Raw genomic sequence first — 18,709 nt, 5'->3', positions numbered from 1 at the left:
GACCACACCCGGATGGCAGGAGCAGCCGAATGACAGCACGTTCAAGACGTTCGACTCGAACTGGTTGGGTATGCGACTCGAGGAGTACTGGGGTGTCGGGCCGAAGACGCGCGAGTTACTCGTGGCCGAACTCGGGCAGGATCGGGCAGTCCGGGCGATCGACAGCGGGGACGTGCGGGCGCTCGCCGACGCCGGCCTCGCGAGGGGACGGGCGACGCGAATCCTGCGGCGCGCGACCGGTGGTGACGGGATGGAGGTACTCGCCACCAGCGACGCCCACGCCGCCTACAAGGAACTGCTCGACCTGGCGGTCGACCACGCGGTGACCCAGCGGGCGGCCGACCGCATCCGGGTTCTCACGCCGCTGACCGACCGCGAGGCGATGGTGGAGCGACTCGAGGAGGTGCTCGCGGCCCGCGATGCGTGGGCGGCGCTTTCGGCCGACGACCGCGAGTCGGTTCTGGCGGCTTACGAACGCTACGACGAGCGCGACGAGAGTGAGCGGGCGGCCGTCGACGCCGCACTCGCCTTGCTCGACGCCGGCGTCGACTCCGGGCCGTTCGCCGCCATCGCCGACCTCGAGCGCGAGCAACTGGCCGACGCCTCGGCGGCCCTCGCCGGTCTCGAGAACGGTCGCGTTCGCGAGGGCGTCGACGAGGACCTCGACAGCCTGCGAACCGCACTCGGATCGGTCGAGGACATGGATGCCAACGCACTCGAGTTGATCGAGGAATTGCGCGACGACGGCGTTCGTGACGTCGCCGGCTTTCGTGACGCGTTCGAGGACCGACTGGTGAGCGAGACCGAGGTGACGATCGATCAGGTTCACGACGCGATGCCCGGGGACGCGACCGACGCGACCGACTTCGTTGGCGAGACGCTTCGGGGTCTTCGAGCGGACCTGACCGAGTCTATCGACGAACGCGAGACGCTCGTCGCGAGCGATCTCAAGAAGACGCTGGCCGACACCGAAACGGCCGTCGACCGGGCCGTTACGGCGGTCGACGACATCGCCCTGCACCTCTCGCTGGCCCGGTTCGCACTGACCTACGACTGTACGCGACCGACGTTCGTGGACGACTCCGACGCCGCGGTCTCGGTCCTCGAGGCCCGGAACCTCCGACTGGCCGCCCAGTCCGACGTGGACGTCCAGCCGGTTACCTACGGGCTTGGCGACCACGGCGTCGAGGACGTCCCCCGGAGCGTCGAAGCACCGCCGGGCGACCAGCGGGTGGCCGTCCTCACGGGGGCCAACAGCGGCGGGAAGACGACCCTGCTCGAGACCCTCTGTCAGGTCGTCCTGCTCGCGATGATGGGGCTGCCGGTCCCCGCCGAGGAAGCCGAGGTGACGCCCGTCGACTCGCTCGTCTTCCACCGCCGCCACGCAAGCTTCAACGCGGGCGTGCTCGAGTCGACGCTCCGGTCGATCGTGCCGCCGCTCTCTTCCGGCGGGCGAACGCTGATGCTGGTCGACGAGTTCGAGGCGATCACCGAACCGGGCAGCGCCGCGGATTTGCTGCACGGCCTCGTCACGCTGACCGTCGACCGGGAGGCGCTGGGGGTGTTCGTCACCCACCTCGCGGACGACCTCGAGCCCCTGCCGCCTGCAGCCCGGGTCGACGGCATCTTCGCCGAAGGGCTGAACCCGGACCTCGAGTTGCTGGTCGACTACCAGCCGCGGTTCGGGACGGTGGGCCGATCGACGCCCGAGTTCATCGTCTCCCGGCTGGTCGCGAACGCCAGCGACCGCACCGAACGCGCCGGGTTCGAGACGCTCGCGGAATCGGTTGGCTCGGACGTGATCCAGCGGACGCTGGCCGACGCGCGCTGGTCGGAGTGACCGACGGCGCAGACTCGAGCGCAGCGACCAAACGCTCATCCGAACGGCTCCGATCGCCCGCGGTCCGTTTCGTCGTCGAACTCTCGACCGCTTGCCTGTGGGTCCGGGAGCCAGTAATCCGGCGGCGGTCGGTACCGGTCCTCGACGTCCTCGCCGACGCCGCGATAGGTGTAGACGATGCCGCCATCTTCCTCGCAGACCCGCGACTCGAGGTACACCTGCGCCGCCCGCCGGGAGAGGACGCCCATCTCGACGACGTCGCCCAGCGTGGTCTTGGTCGCACGAAATCGGGTTTCGATCGTCCGGTCGTCGTCGGGAGTCGTCTCGACGATCGCCGCCCGTCCCTGGTCGCGACCGTCGCCCCAGTCGAGCCAGCAGATTCGGTAGGCCTCGACGTCGTACTCCTCGCGGGGCGAGACGAGGTAGAGGTGTTCGTACACCCGGGGGTCGAGGTAGCCGGTGAGGATACGGTCGCGCGCGACGGCGTCGACCACGAGGTCGGCTTCCACGGTGCCGTCACCGAGTGGGGTGTCGGGCGTGATCGCGCCGACCAGCGAGAGGTCGCGACCGCCCCAGTGGCTGTACCGCAGGTCGTAGAGGCGGTCCCGGCGGCGGTAGGCGACGAGCGCTCTGTGTCCCATCGCTGGCTCTGGGTGCGTACCCGTACTTGAACCTGCGGGTGACTCCTCTGGCACCAGTCGCGAGTGAACCGAGGTTCGGCGCAGTTTCGAGGAGCAACCGGACAAAACACCGAATTGCCTGCAGTCCGTACCGATCGAAACGGCGATGGGAACGGCATACGACGCGATCCTCTTCGACAACGACGGCGTGTTGACCACACCGACCGACCGCCAGGTACTCCGCGACGCGATCGAGACGGCGTTCGACCGCGTTGGGGAACCCGATCCTCGAGCCGAGCACGTCCAGACGCTCGTGAGTCCGACCGTCGACTCGCTGGCCGACGTTGCGGCCGCCTACAACGTCGAACCCGGGACACTCTGGGAGGCCCGCGAACGCGCGGCGATCGACGCCCAGCTCGGCGAACTCGAGGCCGGCCGAAAGCGCCCCTACGACGACGTCGACGTTCTCTCGAGTCTCGAGACGGCGACCGGCATCGTCAGCAACAACCAGCACGAGACGATCGAGAACATTCTTTCGCACACGTCGATCGGTGAGTTCGACGTCTGGTACGGTCGCGAACCGACGATTCAGGGCATCGAGCGGAAGAAACCACGGCCGTACTACCTCGAGCGGGCGATTTCCGATCTGGGCGTCTCGAACCCGCTGTACGTCGGTGACAGTCAGAAAGACGTCGTGGCAGCCTCGACTCTCGGTATCGACGCGGCGTTTGTCCGACGCGATCACCGGCGGGGGTACGAGCTGTCTGTCTCACCGACCTACGAGATCGAGTCGCTCGAGGGCTTGCTCGAGGTACTATAACCGCTAGATTCCGATTATCCGGTGATCTCGCGTGGGGAGTGCCGATCGACGTCCGATTCCCAGAATGGGAGCCGAACCATCGATACCGATCGGTACGCCACGACGACCGTCGGGGCGACACACTTCGGGACACCCCGACAGGCCCTCCGCCGGACCGGATTACTGATCGTCTGGAGCCGGTCGTGGGAGTCCACACCGGAGCTTCCGTTGGGCAATGAGTACAAATGGGACAGTCATCTCTACGAGACAATGACCTCGCTGTACGAATCCATCGTCAGGGAGAGCAACGATGGGATCTTCGTCGCCCAGAATGGCGAGATCGTCTACGTCAACCGGCGGCTTCGAGAGATCAGCGGATATACCGAGGGGGAGCTTCTGGGGGCAGCCAAGACGAAACTCGTGGTGACTACGGACGAGCCACTCGTCGAGGCCCACCACCGCGCACGGACGAGTGGTGACCCGGCGCCAGCCCAGTACGAAGTCGAGTTCGAAACGCAGGCTGGCGAGCGGGTTCCCGTCGAACTGTCGGTCAGTGAGATCGAATACGAAGGAGAGACTGCGGCCGTCACGTTCTGTCGTGACCTCACGACACAGACGTCACGCAAACGGGACCTCGAGCGGCGACAGACGTTCCTCGAGCACTCCTCGGACGTGCTCTTCGTCTTCGATCGGGATGGAGTCGTGACCTACCAGTCCGATCGAACGTTGAGTCCCGATGGACCAGAGATCGTCGACCTCGAGGGTAAGACCCCATCGGAGGCCGTCCATCCAGACGACGTCGAACGGATGACAGCAGCGTTCGAGACGCTACTCGAGCATCCCGACGACACCGAAGTAACGGAGCTTCGGATCGAAACGACTGGCGGAGACTGGCGGTGGGTAGAGAACCGGGCCCAGAACTTCCTCGACGACCCCGAGGTAGCTGGTATTCTGGTCAGTTCCCGGGACATTACGGATCGAAAGTCGCGTGAGCGGAAGCTCGAAGAGACGAAGCAGCGACTTACCGTTGCCCTCGACGGGACAGAGACTGGCGTGTGGGAATGGGATCTCGAGACCGACGAGGTCACGTGGACCAGATCCATGGAGCGATTGTTCGGGGTCGAGCCGGGGGCATTCGAGGGGACCTACGACGCGTTCGCACAGTACGTTCACCCGGACGACTTGCCACCGCTAGAACGACAGATCGAACAGACAGTTGTGACCGGCAAATCGCTCAAAACCGAATACCGGATCCGGAGTGGGGACGGGGGAGAACGCTGGGGGGAAGTTCGCGCCGAACTCGTCGAACACGAAGACCGATCACGACGACTGATCGGGATCGTCACCGACGTTACAGACCGCAAAGAGCGCAACGCACGGATCGAACTCCAGTCGGAGGCGATGGAAGGTGCGATGGACGGGATCGCGATTCTCGACGGCGACGAGTACGTCTACGTAAATCAGGCCCACGCAGACATGTTTGGGTACGAACCCGGGGAACTCGTCGGAAACGACTGGCGAGAACTCTACGACAGGGCGGAGATCGCGTGGTTCGAAAACGAGGTGTTCCCGATACTCCCGGAAGCCGGTGAGTGGCGTGGAGAAGCGATCGGGCGAGCGAAGGACGGTTCGTCGCTCGCACAGGAGCTTGCACTCTCGCTCCTCGACAGCGGTGAGCTGATCTGCACCACCAGGGATATTACCGAGCGAAAGGCCTCCAAGCAGGCCCTCGAAACAGCTCGTGAAGAACTTCGGCAGATTATCGATCTGGTACCGGACCTGCTCTTCGCGAAGAACCGTGATGGTGAGTACCTGCTGGCCAACGAGGCGACAGCGGAGGCGTACGGAAAAACCGTCGAAGAAATCGAAGGGAAAACGGAATCGACGGTGATACCGGATTCGGATGACGCCAAAGCGTTCCGGCAGGACGACCTGTCAGTCATCGAATCGGGCGAGCCAGCGGAGATCTCCGAAGAGGAGTTGACGACTGTCGACGGCGAGACCCGGATCCTCCAGACGAGGAAGATCCCGTACCAGGCCTCCGGTAGCGGTGACGACGCGGTGCTTGGATACGCCCGCGACGTGACCGACCTGAAAGAATACGAGCGACGGCTCGAAACACAGCGAGACAACCTCGAGGTTGTCAATCAGGTGGTGCGCCACGATATCCGGAACGAACTGCAGGTGGTGCTTGCGTACGCGGCGACGCTGGACGAATACGTCGAGGAGACCGGGCAGGCGTACGTCGAGCAGGTCCAGACCGCAGCTCGCAACGCTGTCGAGATAACGTCGACCGCCCGCGACGTGACCGACGTGATGTTGCAGTCCGGAGCTGATTGCCTGCCGATCCGGCTTCAGGCGATCCTCGAGACGGAAATAGAAAGCGCCCGGTCGAATCACGACAACGCGGTGGTCACCATCGACGGAGTAATTCCAGACGCCAGGGTACTCGCCGACGATATGCTCGATTCGGTGTTCCGGAACCTGCTGTCGAACGCGATCAGGCACAACGACGAGGACGTTCCGGAGGTTGCCGTCTCGGCGACCGTTGCGGGCGATGCGGCCGTGGTGGAGATTGCCGACAACGGTCCAGGGATCGACGACGATCACAAAGCGCGGATCTTCGAACACGGCGAGATGGGCCTGGAAAGCGAGGGAACCGGCATCGGTCTCTATCTCGTCGATGCGCTCGTCGAACGGTACGGCGGCACCGTTCGCATCGCTGACAACGAGCCGAAAGGGGCGATTTTCGTCGTCAGACTGCCACTCGCCGAGGCGAATCGGTGATAGCGATGAAACAGGTTCCCGGCCGCCCACGGTAGCAGCGGTGACGACTCGAGGGCCACGTCAGGCCGAGTCGTTGAATCGCCGGTTCGTCGAGTACGGCGCGTCTCCCGGCTCTCCCCGGACGAAGTGGCCGGCGGGGTTGATCTCGCCGTCGCGCTCCATCGAGAGCAGTTCGACGAACCACGCCTCGTGTTCGATCTCTTCCTGGAGGATCCGCGAGGCCATGTCGTACGTTCGCGGATCGACGTCACGGGTCATGTCACAGACCTCAGACCAGGTGCGAATCGCACACCGCTCGGCCTCGAGTAAGACCTCGAGAATCGCCTCGGCGTCCAACTCGTCGACCTCGAACCCACCGTCGTCGTCCATCGGGGTCGGCACCTCGGCGTCGGGGCACGACGCGCGGTCGGCGAAGTCCCGGATGTCGTTCGGCAGCGCACCGCCGAGTTCGTACACTCGCGGCACGACGAGTTCGAAGTGGGCTCGATCCTCGAGTCGGGCGTCCTCGGTGATCTCCTTGTAGTCTTCGTGTCCGGCGAGGTGCATCCGGAGGTTGGTGTAGTAGTAATACGTCGTGAACTCCGCGCCGATCGCGTCGATCAGTTTCTCGCGGAGTTCCTCCGGCTCGAGCCCCCGTTCACGGAGGACGGCCATCCCGACCCGTTCGCTGGTGTCACCGGCGTCGACGTTCCCGGCGGCGTGTGGTTTCTCCTCTGACATGCACTGTAGGTCTGCCACGACACCGCATAAAGTGGTTTCCACCGGTCTATCGAAGTGACTGTCTGATATCCACTCTCGTCGCTCGCGTTCACTGAACCTATCGATCGCGTGCACCGGCGACCGTCGCGTAGCAGTTCCCACTCGAGAGTTCCCACTCGAGCAGGCGACAGGCACTCGCCTCGAGGTCGGCTTCGAACTCGTCGGGGTCGTAGATGTGGTAGAAGCGGTCGACGGTCTCGCCGCCGGGGAGCGTCCAGTCGACGCTGGTGTCGAATCCCTCGTCCGCGTCGAACCTGTCGTGGGCAGTCGACCAGGCGCTGACGAGCGCTCGCCCCTCGGGGGCGAGGACGCGACCCAGTTCGTCGAGACTCCGTCGACGCGCCTCTCTCGAGGGGAGGTGGTGGAGCGTCGCGACGAAGACGCCCACTGCGACCGCGTTCGTCGCCAGTGGAAGCCGGGACGCATCGCCCTGTACGAGCGCAAGACCGTCTTCGAACGCACGATCCGTGGACCGCTCCCGGCCAGTCTCGAGCAGTCCGCGGCTGACGTCGAGTCCGACGACAGTCTCGATGTCGTGTTCTCGGAGCAGGACTTCCGCGTGCCGGCAGTTGCCACAGCCCAGATCGAGACCGATTCGGGGAGCTACCTCGCTCGAGTCGTCGTCCGCGTGGAGGTCGATCTCGTCGTCACCACCTCGGTCCGCGCGGTCAGCGCGCTCGACGCCGTATCGCTCCGACTGCTCGGCGACGAACGCCTCCACCTCCGGCCAGGCGTACTCCCGCGTCGACGCGAAGTGGTCGGCGATCCGATCGTAGGTGTCCCTGACCGCTCGTCGCCTCTCGCGGTCTGTCCCGTTTCCCTCCTCGGCCATCAGTCGTCCTCGTGGCGGCGCACGCAAAAGTGGTAGTGGTTCGTCTCGGTTAGCTGAAAGAGAGGGCGCTAAGCCCCGTCTTCAAGGAGCGAGGTGGGGCCGAGCGAGTAGGGTGGAGTAGTTCACACGATGATTGCGAACAACAGGACCGAGAGGGCGATCATCGCCGCCGCGTGCTTGCCGCCGGCCCTGACGTCTCCGCTACTCAACTGGCCGGCGATCAGCCCGGAGAGCAGCCCCTGCACGAGCGTCGCGTGGTAGAACAGCACCTCGTAGGTCTCGATCTGGGCGTCTGAAACCCCGCCGAGGGCCTCGACTTCGGCCCCGCCGGTAACCTCCTCGAGTCCGGCGATGTTCGGGAGCATGAACGCGACGAGGACGCTGACGATGAACAGGAAGACCAGAAACGAGATGTAGACGACGATCAGGTACTCGACCATCACCTGCGCGCGCTCGCGTTTGAGACGTCGATCGGCGGCAGCCTGTTTCCCGGCGATCCGGAGCACCGTCGCGAGGTTCCCACTGGCGGTCATCGCTTCCGTCAACAGCGTCACCACACGCGAGACTGCGCGCGTCCGCACGCGAGTACCGAGTCGCTGGAACGCCGTCGAGAGGTCGGCTCCCCACTGGACGTCCGACCAGACCCGGTCGAGTTCCGCCTCGAGCGGGCCGAGATCCGATCCGCGGACGTGATCGACGGCGAGCACGACCGAGGTCCCGGCCTCGTTGACGCTCGCGAGTCGGTCGAGGAGGTCCGGAACGGCGGCCTCGGTCGCCTCGATCCGACGCCGCTGCAGTTCGTAACAGATCACGAACGGGACGAGGACGAACAGGGTTGCCAGCGCGATCACGTCGTCGATCATCGTGACGTCGAATCCGGCCGGCGTCGTCGCCACCATCGCCCGCCAGCCCACGACCGCGAGCGCGACCGGAACCGTCACGAGGAACGTCAGCGACGGCTGTTCGCGCAGCGTCTGCCACGGGTTGGCGAGGCGGTCGCGAACGGCGTCGACGGACGATCGGTAGCGCAATCGCTCGACGTTCTGCCGGACACGTTCGTCACCGCCAGCCGACGCACCCGCGGCCACGCCGCCGTCGGTTCGTGCCGCTCGAGCGATGCTGTCGAGGGGCGGTCGTTCGGGGTCGACGTCGCTTGGCCTCGCGCTCCCGGGGACCATCGACTCGGTCACCATGCTGAGGTAGACGACGAAGACGAGGTTTCCGAGCGGGAGAATCAGGTAGATCAGTGCCTGGAGGGGCTCTGCGGTGCCACCGATCGTGATCCCGATGACGACGAGGATCGTAATCAAAAAGAGCGGGCCGGCGACGAGCACCGTCACGTACGCCTCCGCGAGGGTGCCGAGCAGGTCGAGGATGCGTTCTTGCTGTGATTCGGCCTCCGACTGGAATTCCTGGTACTGGCGCTCGAGGAAATCGGAGAGGCTGTGCCCGCTCTGGAGGACGCTCACGAGGTTCTCGGAAAAGTCGGTGAACTGGTCGCTCGGCGAGGTCCGACTCGCGTGCTGGAGGGCGGTGATGACGTCCGTCCCGAACGTATCGACGTGATTTACGGCGACGCCGAACTCGGCGGCGGCCTCGCCGTAGGTCTCCTCGTGGCGCGCGACGATGCGGATCACCTCGGGGAAAGCCATCCCGCTTCGCGAGAGCGCGTAGACGAACGCGATCGTCGACGGCAACGCCGCCTCGATCTGGCGCGCTCGAGCGTCGGCGACGTACGCCGGATACCACCAGCGCAGCCAGTAGGTGAACGTGCCTGCCAGCGTCCCGAGCGTCGCACAGGCCACGAGAAAGAGGCCGAACAGTTCCAGGGCCGACAGGCCCTCGAGGCCACCGAGGTTCGCGAGGAACTCGAGTGGCCCGGGAAGGGCCTCCTCGAGGGTTGCAGGCTCGATGGCGAGGACGTACAGCACCGCCCAGGCGACGTAGATGCCGGCGACGGCGCTGACCACGGCGGTGACGGCTGCGTACAGCATCGTCTTCGAGCCGTACTCGCGGTAGGTCGTCGGGAAGTGCGCCTCGCGCAGGGCCTGCTGGCGAGCTGGGTGTTCGCTGCGGTACTGGTCGATGTAGCCGCCGAACAGCTGTATCGAGACGCGCGTGAGCAGTCGGTCGACGCCGGCGTGGACGGCCGAGAGCACGAGCGGGAGCGTGACGAGCAGGGCGACCGCGAGCAACAGGTAGTTCGTCGACAGCACGGCGCTCACCCGAGGTCTACCTCTGGCGCTGTCGGGTCGCCACCGCGGGGGACCCCGTCGTCGTCCTCACCAGCGTCGATTCTCTCGAGAACGGCCTCGCTGTCGGCGTAGTACTCGTTGACGAGGGCGGTGAACTGCCGGTAGTCGCTGATGCCGTGCTCGCGCAGGTACGCGAGGAACCGCTTTCGGTTCTCGAGTTCGGTCAGCAGTTCGGTCTGGCTCCAGCCGCGTTCGTCCCGGATCGAGGCGAGCACCTCGCTGCCCTCCGATCGAAACACGTCCGCCTCGGCGTCCCACTGGAAGGCCGTCGAGTAGTCGAGTTCGCCCGTCCGCTGATCGATGCCTTCGATCTCGGCGATGACCTTGTTCCGCCGGACGCGACCGTCGTCGAGTCGGGTCAGCGTCTGGACCGAGAGGATGTCCAGACTCTGGACCATCGGCCGCGGAACGTTGATCGGCTCGTTCTCGAGCCGGTTGATCACCGTCTGGACCGAATCGGCGTGCATCGTCGAGTAGGTCGTGTGGCCGGTGTTCATCGCCTGAAAGAGCGTGATCGCCTCCTCGCCGCGGACCTCGCCGACGATGATGTACTCGGGCCGGTGACGCAGCGCCGACCGCAAGAGGTCGTACATGGTGACGTTCTTGCCCTCGTGGATGCGCTCGCGAGTCACCGAAGAGAGCCAGTTGTCGTGATAGAGCTCGAGTTCGCGGGTGTCCTCGATGGTCAGTACCTTCGACCGGGGCGGGATGAACATCGAGATGGCGTTCATGCTGGTCGTCTTCCCGCTCGCGGTACCGCCGGCGAAGATGAGGCTCTTGTTGTGTTCGATCGCGAGCCAGAGGTAGGCCATCTGCTCGACGTCGAAGGTGCCGTACTCGATCAGGTCGATCGGCGTGAACGGCTCGTCGGCGTACTTCCGGACTGTGAAGGCCGAGCCCCGTGGGGTGACCTCCTCGCCGAGAGCGAGTTCAGCCCGCGAGCCGTCCGGCAGCGTCGCCTCGACCATCGGGTCGCCGATCGAGATGTGTCGCCCGGAGTGCTGGGCGAGTCTGACGACGAATCGATCGAGTTCTTCCTTGGCGAAGGAGACGTTCGTCGCCACGTCGGTGTAGTCGTCGTGGTAGACGAAGATCGGCAGGTCGTAGCCGTCACAGGAGACGTCCTCGACGTGTGGGTCGTGCATGATCGGGTCCAGCCGACCGTAGCCACGGAAGTCGCGGAACACGTAGTAAAACAGCCGGTAGAACGTCCGCACGTCGACGTCGACCCCGTAGCGCTCGAGGTACTCCCGGATCGTCTCCCGGAGCAGCGTCTCGACGTCCTCGTCGTCGGTCTCGCGATACAGCAACGGCTCGCGGACGTCCTCGAAGAGCATCTCGAGCATTCGGCGCTCGTCCTCGCGTAACGACGGTTCGACCACGCGGTAGCGATGGTGGTTCGCTGCCGGATCGTAGCCGATCGTCACGAAGGCAAACGGCGGGTTGACCCAGTAGCGGTCGATCTCTTCGACACCGGAAATCCCATCGAACTCGAGTAAGGGTCCGTGAGTCGACGGGTTCCAGGGCGTCACCTCGATCTCGGTGCCCCGGATCGCCTCGAGCAGCCGACTGACTGCCTGTCTGACGCGCTCGAGTGTCGACTCCTCGTGGGGTCGCGGTCCGTCCGGACGAGAACGTGGCTCCGCCGGACTGGTCGAATCCTCGACAGCCTCCCCCGACAGTGCTGGATCGACTCCGGCCTCCCCACCCGTTCCCCCTCCGGCATCGTCTGCCGTTGGATTACTGTTGTCTGACATCTATTCGAATCCGGACAGTTCGTTGACTCTGGTATGGCAGCCGGAGTATCTTAAATTGGGCGGCCCGCCGGATTGCGACCCGGAGGAGCTCGGAATTCACGTCGAACACGTGACACCGATCGCTCGCAATACCGGGGCAAGTGCAGCTGACAGTCCATGAAAAACGACGGAGTAGCGTCCACGTCAGTTACTAACCCTAATGACACTAAATAGATATGTTCGGGGCAGACTAACTGAGACGTGTGATGAATACCTATCACACAGGCCAGTTTGAGGATCCCGAGCGACAAGGACGATTTGGTCAACTTCTCGAGGTGAATCCGTAGCCATGTTCACGGGTGCAGCGGACGTTCTCCTGTTACTCGGCCGATTCTTCTTCGGCGGAATCATCGCGTTCACCGGGCTGAACCACTTCCTGCAGACCGAACAGATGGCCGGGTACGCCCAGCACAAGGGGCTTCCAGCGCCGAAACTGTCGGTGCTCGCGTCGGGAGCTGTCCTCGTGCTCGCAGGGTTGAGTATCGTCGTCGGCGTCTTCCCGGTCGTCAGTGCGGTCGTCGTCGCCGGTTTCCTCGTCGTCGCGGGCGTTCTCTTTCACGACTTCTGGGCAGTCCCCGATGAACAACAGCAAACTGAGATGACTCAGTTCCTGAAGAACGTCGCACTCGCCGGTGGGGCGCTCGTCATCGCCGCTGTGGGAACCGAACAGTGGGCCTACAGTATCGGTATCGGCCTGTTCTGAGCGTTCCGACCCCGTAGCGATCACCGGTTCGCACCGACTACCACGGTTCTCACGGCATCGCATCAAGGAGTGTCACTACCAGTATCAGGGCCAACGTAGCGAGAAACAGCCACTGGTGTGCGTTCGTCCACCGACGAACGACCGTCGATCCGAGTCGGAGGAGGGCGATTGTACTGAATGCGAGAAGCCCCCATGGCGGCAATGACGTTTCCAGCGACCGCCATTCAGACCGCGAACGGGAGCGGAAAAACGGTCGTGGCGAGGTCGGCAGTCCGTTCGAAATCCATACGACGGTGCCGTCTCGACGGTCGTAAGTATCTTTGGCTGATACGAACTGGTCACTCGCCGTTCGTCTGTTGCCAGCGACGATCTCGAGTAGTCACGCGTTTCGATCGGCCCACGGACGGAGCACTCCGTAGACGGCCTCGGTCGTCGGTACGTCGACGTCGGCCGCCGCTGCGTGCCGGATGACCGACCCATGGAGCGCCTCGAGTTCCATCCGTTTGCCGTGGGTCAGATCGTAGTGGAGCGACGAGTACATCTCTGGATCGAACGTCTCCGCGAACTCGAGCCACTCGTCGACGACGGACTCCGGGAGGTCGACCCCCTTCGCCGTCGCGACCGAGCGCACCTCCTCCATGAGTCGCCGGTAGGTGGTCCACGATGGGTCGGAATCGCGAATCTCGCCGATCGGCAGGCGCGTGGCCGCGGTCATCCCCGCCTGGGCGCAGATGAGGACGAACTTCCGCCAGAGTTCACGCCTGACGTCGTCTGCGAGCACCGCCTCGACGCCCTCACACGCGGTCAGTGCCTCGTCGAGCTCTGCGATTCGTGCTGTGCGCTGGCCGTCGAGTTCCCCGTAGACGAACCGTGCCGGCCCGCCCGTGTGCGCGACGACGCCCGGTTCCGAAATCGTCGAGAAGATGTAGGCGACGCCGCCGACGACGTGATCGCGGCCGATCTCTTCTGCGAGCCATTGCTCGTTGTCGACCCCGTTTTGCAGTGAGACGACGGCCGTGTGCTCGTCGAGCAGTGGCTCGAGGTCCGCCGCTGCCTCGCGGGTGTCGTACGATTTCACGCAAAACAGGACGACGTCACACGGGCCGATCGCCGCCGGGTCGTCCGTCGCCGGGATGTCCACCGTCGTATCCCCTGCAACGCTCTCGACACGGAGCCCACCTGTCTGCAAGGCGGCAAGGTGGTCACCCCGCGCGAGGAGGTGGACCTCGTGGCCCGCGTCGGCCAGCCTGGCCCCGAGGTAGCCACCGACGCCGCCGGCACCGAACACAGCGAGTTTCATGGTCGCCTTTCAGCAGAGCTCGAAAAAGCTCTGGCGAAACCGTCGGCCACTGGTGGGTCGATGTGCGGGTGACCAGAAGAGTTAGGACCACGTGATTCAATCGAATTGATATGTCCCTCCTCTTCGAGCGTGCGATCGGGAACTTCGACCGCTCGAGTGCGACGCTCTTCTCGCCGTCGACCGGTGCGTTCGACCCGGTTCGGGACGAGCCGATCCCGGTCGACGGCATCGTCGAGTACGCGAGCTACCACGACCGACTCGCCCATCCCGAGCGAGACGACTGGGTACTGATCCCGCTTCACGGCGACGACACGGCGGAACTGTCGACCCAGTACGTCGCCTACACGGACCACGAACTTCACGGCGAGGTGTTCGTCTACGACGGTGGTGGAAACGAAGGTGGAACGGGTGATGGCGACGAGCCAGTGTACGAGTCGATCGATCGCGAGGCGTTCGCCCGGTCGACCGTCGCCGAGCGGATCCGCTTCTGGCACTCCGATTTCGCCCCCGAGGAACCGCCGTCGTACTTCGATTCGCCGATCGGCGAACGCGAGCCGCCACGGAACCCACTCCCGGCCGACGACCGGGACGCCTTCTTCGACGAACTCGAGTCCTTCGTCCGGGCGGAGATGGACGCTCAGCGCACGGCAAACCGGGAGAAAGCGGTCGACTCGAGTCCCAACGAACTCCGGGAGGAGGGGTTCGGCGCGATCCCCTCGCTCTCGTCACTCGGACGACCCGACGACGGCGTCTATCGGTTCAGGGTCGATAGAGAGGATGGTGACGGTGGGAGTGGCGGCGATGGCGGAGATGGAGCCGATGGGGCTCGGGACCGATACCGGTACGTCCAGAGCGAATTCGGTATCTACGCAGGAAACGAGGTGCTCGTCCACCCGCCGAGCGAGACCCACTCGCCGTCGGAGTTCCCGATCCCGGCGACCGTCGACTCGCTCGAGGGATCGACCGTCCGGCTGTCCGTCGACTGGCACGAGATCGACGACCGGTCGACCGTCGGCTCGTTCCTGCGCCAGAAACGAGGCGGGTTCGCGCTCACCGTCCTGTTGAATCCCGTCCCCTACGACCGTGAACTCGAGGCGATTCGCCGCGTTCGTGAACGGGAAGACCAGCGAGCGCTCCTGACCGGTTCGACGGCGGTCACGTTCGGAGACACCGCTGGTGTCAAGAGCAGCCCACAGGACGTCGAACTCAACCAGGAACAGGAACTCGCAGTCTCCTGTGCGCTGCTGGCCGACCAGCTGTTTTGCATCCACGGACCTCCGGGGACGGGCAAGACCCGAACCCTCGTCGAGGTCGTCAGGCGCTCCGTTCAGGCCGGCGACGACGTCCTCGTCTGTGCCGACTCCAACCAGGCGGTCGACAACCTCGTCGTCGGCTCGAGCACGTCAGCCGAGGTCGACGACCGGTCGCTCCACGCCTACGCCCAGCACGGTGCCGAGGAGTTCGTCCTCCGGCGGGTGAACGCCGGACGGTCGTCGAACGACCTCGTCAGCGACCACTACGGTAGGAGCGACGGCCGGGCCGACGTCGTCGCCGCGACGAACAGTAGCGCGGCAACGCTCGACCGAGCGTTCGACGTCCTCGTCCTCGACGAGGCGACGCAGGCGACCTGTACGGCCTCCTGTATCCCGCTCGCTCGAGCGTCCAAGGTCGTCCTCGCGGGCGATCACAGACAACTGCCGCCGTTCAGCGCGACCGAAGAGCCGCCGGAATCGGCCGCCGGGATGTCCTTATTCGAGCACCTCTACGCGGACGGTGGCGTCTACGAGGGCGTCGGCGTCCAGCTTCGTACACAGTACCGGATGCACCGCGACGTCGCCTGGTTCTCCAATCGCCGGTTCTACGACCGTGCGCTACGGCAGGGTCGGGACGTCCGGGCACTCGAGGATCGACCGGCGATCGTCGGCTACGACGTCGGTGGCAGGGAGGAAATCGTCGACAACTCCCGGCACAACGAGGCGGAGGCCCGACTCGTCACGCATCTCGTCGACGAGTTGCTCTCCGACGCCGGCCTCGAGCCGACCGACGTCGGCGTCATCACGCCGTACACGGCACAGGTATGGGAGATTCGACGGACGTTGCGGGCGAACATCGGACGTGGCGATCGCGTCACCGTCGACACGATCGACTCCTTTCAGGGCAGCGAGAAAGAAGCGATCGTGATCTCGCTGGTCCGGAGCAACGCGGCGGGCGACATCGGCTTTCTGGGGCGGCCGCTCGACGGCCCCCGACGGCTGAACGTGGCGATGACTCGCGCCGAGCGGTTCTGTGCCATCGTCGGTGACTGGTACACGTTGCGGTCGCCGCCCGGTGACGCCGACGAGGGTGCTGCGCTGTACGACGACCTGTACGAGTTTCTCGAGAACACGGGGCGGCTCAAACGGGTCGAACCGGAGTTCATCCCGGTTCCCGAGTGAGTTCGGTCCGAGCCAACGTCGAAGTCGAACGATGGTCACGACTCGCCGTCGCGTTCCGGCCAGTCGAGCAGCGGCGAACCCGGGTTCTCACAGCCAGGAATACCGCAGACGCCGGCGTCTTCGCCCGCCCGTTCGACGCCGGCGGCGACGCGCTCGATCTCCCAGTCGACGACGTGGCCCGTCTCTGACTCGTGGTCCGCGAGTGCGACGCGCGCCCGGCCCAGCCTCGAGAACGATTCCCGGTAGGCACACCCTCGACACTCGATCACGACGTTCTCGCCGTTTCCGGCCATGTGGCCGCTACGCTGCCTGCCGACGAAAACGCTCCGGTCGACGAAATCCCGGCACGCGACCACGCTGTGCGTTACGTTCATACGGCGGGAGCCCTAACCCGAGTGTACGGAATGAGGCGCGAGCACTTCACGTTAGACGTCGACGACGTCGACTGGGTCGAGACCGACGACGAACCGAGAAAACCCTCGGTATCGATCGAGTTCACGGGCCCGTCGACGATGCTTCGCGAGCGCCTTACCGGCCCCGACGGTGACCTCCTCGAGGCCGGCGAGACCGACGTCGCATTGCGCCTCCAGGGGCCCCTCGAGGAGGGAGTCGAGGGGGTCGTCAGCGTTACCAATCGAATCACGGGCGAGTTCATCCTCGAACTGAACGAGGATGCAGACGACGTCCTGAAGTTCATCTCGGCGGCCCGTGGATACGGAGAGGCCGAAAGCGACGCCGATGGCCGCTACGAAGTCGAGATCACCCTCGAGGAAAGCGACGACGAAACGCCGTTCGTGACCTACGACAAACGGACGTTTCTGGTCTACGACGAGGACGGAAGCCTCCTGCGTGGCCACAGCCTGATCCCGAGCGGCGTCGAACTCTGATCGGGACGCTCCCACGGTCGCGAACTAACCGGCAACTATAAGTGTTTTAGGCCTGCCTAAATTATAGTGAGCGCCGCCTTCGATCGGGGGGCGATACGACACACACACGACCATGGCCGACGCACACCTTCGTTCGACGACCGACGAGCCGCACCGTGAGGCCGAGACCGTCGAGGACGTCGTCCTCGAACTCGACGACGTGAGGAAACGGTACGGCGGTCAGGAAGTCATCACCGACCTCTCACTGGAGGTGCGCGACGGCGAGATTCTCACCTTGCTCGGTCCATCCGGCTGCGGCAAGACCACGACGCTCCGGCTGATCGCCGGCCTCGAGAAGCCCTCGGCCGGTCAGATCCGACTCGAGGACGTCGACGTGGCCGGCAACGGTCGATTCGTTCCCCCGGAAGAGCGCGGCGTCGGCGTCGTCTTCCAGGAATTTGCCCTCTTTCCTCATCTCACCGCCCGTGAGAACGTCGCGTTCGGTCTCTCCGAATGGGCCGCAGACGAACGAGACGCCCGCGTTTCACACCTGCTCGAGCTCGTTGGCCTCGAGAGTCACGGCGACCACTACCCCGAGGAACTGTCCGGTGGCCAGCAACAGCGGATCGCCCTCGCCCGCTCGCTCGCTCCCGAACCCGAGATGCTGTTACTCGACGAACCGTTCTCGAGTCTCGACGTGGACCTGCGCGTCGAGATGCGCGAAGAGGTCCGACGGATCATCAAAGAGACTGGTGTGACGGCTATCTCGGTGACCCACGATCAGGAGGAGGCGCTGTCGATCTCCGATCGCGTCGCCGTGATGAACGACGGCCAGATCGAGCAGATCGACGTGCCAGAGCGGGTCTTTCAGGACCCCAAATCGCGGTTCGTCGCGGGTTTCCTCGGTCACGCGAGTTTCCTCTCGGGAACGGTCCACGGCGATCACGTCGACACGGCCATCGGCCGGGTGCTCAGAGACGACGTCAACGGGCTCGCCCAGCAGTACGATCGCACGGAGATCGACCTGCTCGTCCGCCCCGACGACGTTACCGCTTATCCGGCCACCGAGGCGGAGGCAAACGGTCGGGTCGTCTATCGACGGTATCTCGGTCCGACAGTCCTCTACCGGGTCGAACTCGACTCCGACGAGACGATCGAGTGTATGCACAACCACTCCGATCACATCGACCTCGACGAACGCGTCGCCGTCCGCGTCACCGCCGACCACGACCTGGCCTGGTTCCCGGCGGGCCAGCGCGACCGGACCGACCTCCCCGCCGACGATTGACTCGTCCTGCTGGCGACTTTCACCGTTCCCTGTGAGAAGGTTCTCTGACACTACCGGTGAAGAATATTGTCGACTGTTCACGTTTTGCGACCGCCATGCACACAATCCTTAAGCCCAGACCGTTCCTACGGCCGTCCATGCACAAGGACGAACTCCTCGAGCTTCACGAAGAACTCGTTATCATCATGGAGTATTTCAGTGAGCGAGAGGAGGTCGACGAGAGTCTCTTCGACGAGTACCACGAACTCGACGTCGACCCCTCCCACGTACACAAATCGAAGAGCGAGCACAAACACGCCGTCTTCGTCCTCGGGAACGCACTGGCCAAGGCCATGAGCGAAGACGAGTTCTCGAGTGCCGGCCGAATCGGCAAGCGCATGAAAGAACTCGCCGAGGATGCGCAATCGAAAATCTAGTTCCGGGAGAACT

The 18,709-nt window shown here is 64.7% G+C and carries 15 protein-coding genes; 8 read left to right on the top strand and 7 right to left on the bottom strand.

The genetic code is table 11. The features are described 5' to 3' along the window. Nucleotides 1–70 precede the first annotated feature (70 nt). The gene (locus B1756_RS14910; RefSeq protein ID WP_086889262.1) at nt 71–1,840 is read left to right on the top strand and encodes a MutS-related protein; all 1,770 of its coding nucleotides are present in this window, start codon (nt 71–73) and stop codon (nt 1,838–1,840) included. Nucleotides 1,841–1,875: 35 nt separating this feature from the next. Here the strand turns inward: B1756_RS14910 and B1756_RS14905 are convergent, their stop codons facing one another. Continuing rightward, complete coding sequence (locus B1756_RS14905) at nt 1,876–2,481, bottom strand: DUF6735 family protein (RefSeq protein WP_086889261.1); 606 nt, start codon at nt 2,479–2,481, stop codon at nt 1,876–1,878. Between the two features lie 145 nt (nt 2,482–2,626). Between B1756_RS14905 and B1756_RS14900 the strand changes: the two genes are divergently transcribed. Both B1756_RS14900 and B1756_RS14890 read left to right on the top strand, forming a co-directional pair. Beyond that, nucleotides 2,627–3,280 carry an HAD family hydrolase gene (locus tag B1756_RS14900; protein WP_086889260.1) on the top strand — a complete coding sequence of 218 codons (654 nt, stop codon included), beginning with the start codon at nt 2,627–2,629 and terminating at the stop codon, nt 3,278–3,280. A gap of 249 nt (nt 3,281–3,529) precedes the next feature. Beyond that, nucleotides 3,530–6,046, top strand: a complete 2,517-nt coding sequence (locus B1756_RS14890) for a PAS domain S-box protein (RefSeq protein ID WP_086889258.1) — start codon at nt 3,530–3,532, stop codon at nt 6,044–6,046. Between the two features lie 60 nt (nt 6,047–6,106). Here the strand turns inward: B1756_RS14890 and dps are convergent, their stop codons facing one another. The 4 genes from dps to B1756_RS14870 all read right to left on the bottom strand — a co-directional run bounded on the left by dps (nt 6,107) and on the right by B1756_RS14870 (nt 11,649). Then, a complete protein-coding gene (gene dps, locus B1756_RS14885; protein ID WP_086889257.1) occupies nt 6,107–6,766 on the bottom strand; it encodes a DNA protection during starvation protein in 660 nt (219 codons plus the stop codon). A gap of 97 nt (nt 6,767–6,863) precedes the next feature. Beyond that, the gene (locus B1756_RS14880; RefSeq protein ID WP_086889256.1) at nt 6,864–7,637 is read right to left on the bottom strand and encodes a class I SAM-dependent methyltransferase; all 774 of its coding nucleotides are present in this window, start codon (nt 7,635–7,637) and stop codon (nt 6,864–6,866) included. Between the two features lie 122 nt (nt 7,638–7,759). Beyond that, nucleotides 7,760–9,853: a type II secretion system F family protein gene (locus B1756_RS14875; RefSeq protein WP_186336539.1), complete on the bottom strand. Its 2,094-nt coding sequence runs from the start codon at nt 9,851–9,853 to the stop codon at nt 7,760–7,762. A 5-nt stretch (nt 9,854–9,858) separates the two neighbouring features. After that, a complete protein-coding gene (locus tag B1756_RS14870) occupies nt 9,859–11,649 on the bottom strand; it encodes a type II/IV secretion system ATPase subunit (protein ID WP_086889254.1) in 1,791 nt (596 codons plus the stop codon). Between the two features lie 328 nt (nt 11,650–11,977). Between B1756_RS14870 and B1756_RS14865 the strand changes: the two genes are divergently transcribed. After that, a complete protein-coding gene (locus tag B1756_RS14865; RefSeq protein WP_086889253.1) occupies nt 11,978–12,391 on the top strand; it encodes a DoxX family protein in 414 nt (137 codons plus the stop codon). Between the two features lie 379 nt (nt 12,392–12,770). Here B1756_RS14865 and B1756_RS14860 read toward each other — a convergent pair whose 3' ends face one another. Beyond that, nucleotides 12,771–13,691 (bottom strand): 2-dehydropantoate 2-reductase, encoded by a 921-nt coding sequence (locus tag B1756_RS14860; protein ID WP_086889252.1) that lies wholly within the window; start codon nt 13,689–13,691, stop codon nt 12,771–12,773. Nucleotides 13,692–13,801: 110 nt separating this feature from the next. On the opposite strand from B1756_RS14860, the gene B1756_RS14855 reads away from it, so the two are divergent. Continuing rightward, the gene (locus B1756_RS14855; protein ID WP_086889251.1) at nt 13,802–16,126 is read left to right on the top strand and encodes an AAA domain-containing protein; all 2,325 of its coding nucleotides are present in this window, start codon (nt 13,802–13,804) and stop codon (nt 16,124–16,126) included. Between the two features lie 35 nt (nt 16,127–16,161). Here the strand turns inward: B1756_RS14855 and B1756_RS14850 are convergent, their stop codons facing one another. Next, nucleotides 16,162–16,419: a DUF7542 family protein gene (locus tag B1756_RS14850; protein WP_086889250.1), complete on the bottom strand. Its 258-nt coding sequence runs from the start codon at nt 16,417–16,419 to the stop codon at nt 16,162–16,164. Between the two features lie 111 nt (nt 16,420–16,530). Between B1756_RS14850 and B1756_RS14845 the strand changes: the two genes are divergently transcribed. The 3 genes from B1756_RS14845 (at nt 16,531) to B1756_RS14835 (ending at nt 18,696) form a co-directional block, all read left to right on the top strand. Then, the gene (locus B1756_RS14845) at nt 16,531–17,013 is read left to right on the top strand and encodes a DUF5793 family protein (RefSeq protein ID WP_086890211.1); all 483 of its coding nucleotides are present in this window, start codon (nt 16,531–16,533) and stop codon (nt 17,011–17,013) included. Between the two features lie 112 nt (nt 17,014–17,125). Continuing rightward, the gene (locus B1756_RS14840; RefSeq protein ID WP_086889249.1) at nt 17,126–18,280 is read left to right on the top strand and encodes an ABC transporter ATP-binding protein; all 1,155 of its coding nucleotides are present in this window, start codon (nt 17,126–17,128) and stop codon (nt 18,278–18,280) included. A gap of 137 nt (nt 18,281–18,417) precedes the next feature. Continuing rightward, nucleotides 18,418–18,696: a UPF0058 family protein gene (locus tag B1756_RS14835; protein WP_086889248.1), complete on the top strand. Its 279-nt coding sequence runs from the start codon at nt 18,418–18,420 to the stop codon at nt 18,694–18,696. The last annotated feature ends 13 nt before the right edge of the window (nt 18,697–18,709 follow it).

The sequence above is a fragment of the Natrarchaeobaculum aegyptiacum genome (assembly GCF_002156705.1).
Classification (GTDB): Archaea; Halobacteriota; Halobacteria; order Halobacteriales; family Natrialbaceae; genus Natrarchaeobaculum; species Natrarchaeobaculum aegyptiacum.
This window is presented reverse-complemented; position numbering and strand designations above follow the sequence as displayed.

Excerpts from the sequence above, each read along its gene's own strand:
- B1756_RS14910 (WP_086889262.1), top strand. The coding sequence starts at position 71 with ATGCGACTCGAGGAGTACTGGGGTGTCGGGCCGAAGACGCGCGAGTTA.
- B1756_RS14905 (WP_086889261.1), bottom strand. The coding sequence starts at position 2,481 with ATGGGACACAGAGCGCTCGTCGCCTACCGCCGCCGGGACCGCCTCTAC.
- B1756_RS14900 (WP_086889260.1), top strand. The coding sequence starts at position 2,627 with ATGGGAACGGCATACGACGCGATCCTCTTCGACAACGACGGCGTGTTG.
- B1756_RS14890 (WP_086889258.1), top strand. The coding sequence starts at position 3,530 with ATGACCTCGCTGTACGAATCCATCGTCAGGGAGAGCAACGATGGGATC.
- dps (WP_086889257.1), bottom strand. The coding sequence starts at position 6,766 with ATGTCAGAGGAGAAACCACACGCCGCCGGGAACGTCGACGCCGGTGAC.
- B1756_RS14880 (WP_086889256.1), bottom strand. The coding sequence starts at position 7,637 with ATGGCCGAGGAGGGAAACGGGACAGACCGCGAGAGGCGACGAGCGGTC.
- B1756_RS14870 (WP_086889254.1), bottom strand. The coding sequence starts at position 11,649 with ATGTCAGACAACAGTAATCCAACGGCAGACGATGCCGGAGGGGGAACG.
- B1756_RS14865 (WP_086889253.1), top strand. The coding sequence starts at position 11,978 with ATGTTCACGGGTGCAGCGGACGTTCTCCTGTTACTCGGCCGATTCTTC.
- B1756_RS14860 (WP_086889252.1), bottom strand. The coding sequence starts at position 13,691 with ATGAAACTCGCTGTGTTCGGTGCCGGCGGCGTCGGTGGCTACCTCGGG.
- B1756_RS14855 (WP_086889251.1), top strand. The coding sequence starts at position 13,802 with ATGTCCCTCCTCTTCGAGCGTGCGATCGGGAACTTCGACCGCTCGAGT.
- B1756_RS14850 (WP_086889250.1), bottom strand. The coding sequence starts at position 16,419 with ATGGCCGGAAACGGCGAGAACGTCGTGATCGAGTGTCGAGGGTGTGCC.
- B1756_RS14845 (WP_086890211.1), top strand. The coding sequence starts at position 16,531 with ATGAGGCGCGAGCACTTCACGTTAGACGTCGACGACGTCGACTGGGTC.
- B1756_RS14840 (WP_086889249.1), top strand. The coding sequence starts at position 17,126 with ATGGCCGACGCACACCTTCGTTCGACGACCGACGAGCCGCACCGTGAG.
- B1756_RS14835 (WP_086889248.1), top strand. The coding sequence starts at position 18,418 with ATGCACAAGGACGAACTCCTCGAGCTTCACGAAGAACTCGTTATCATC.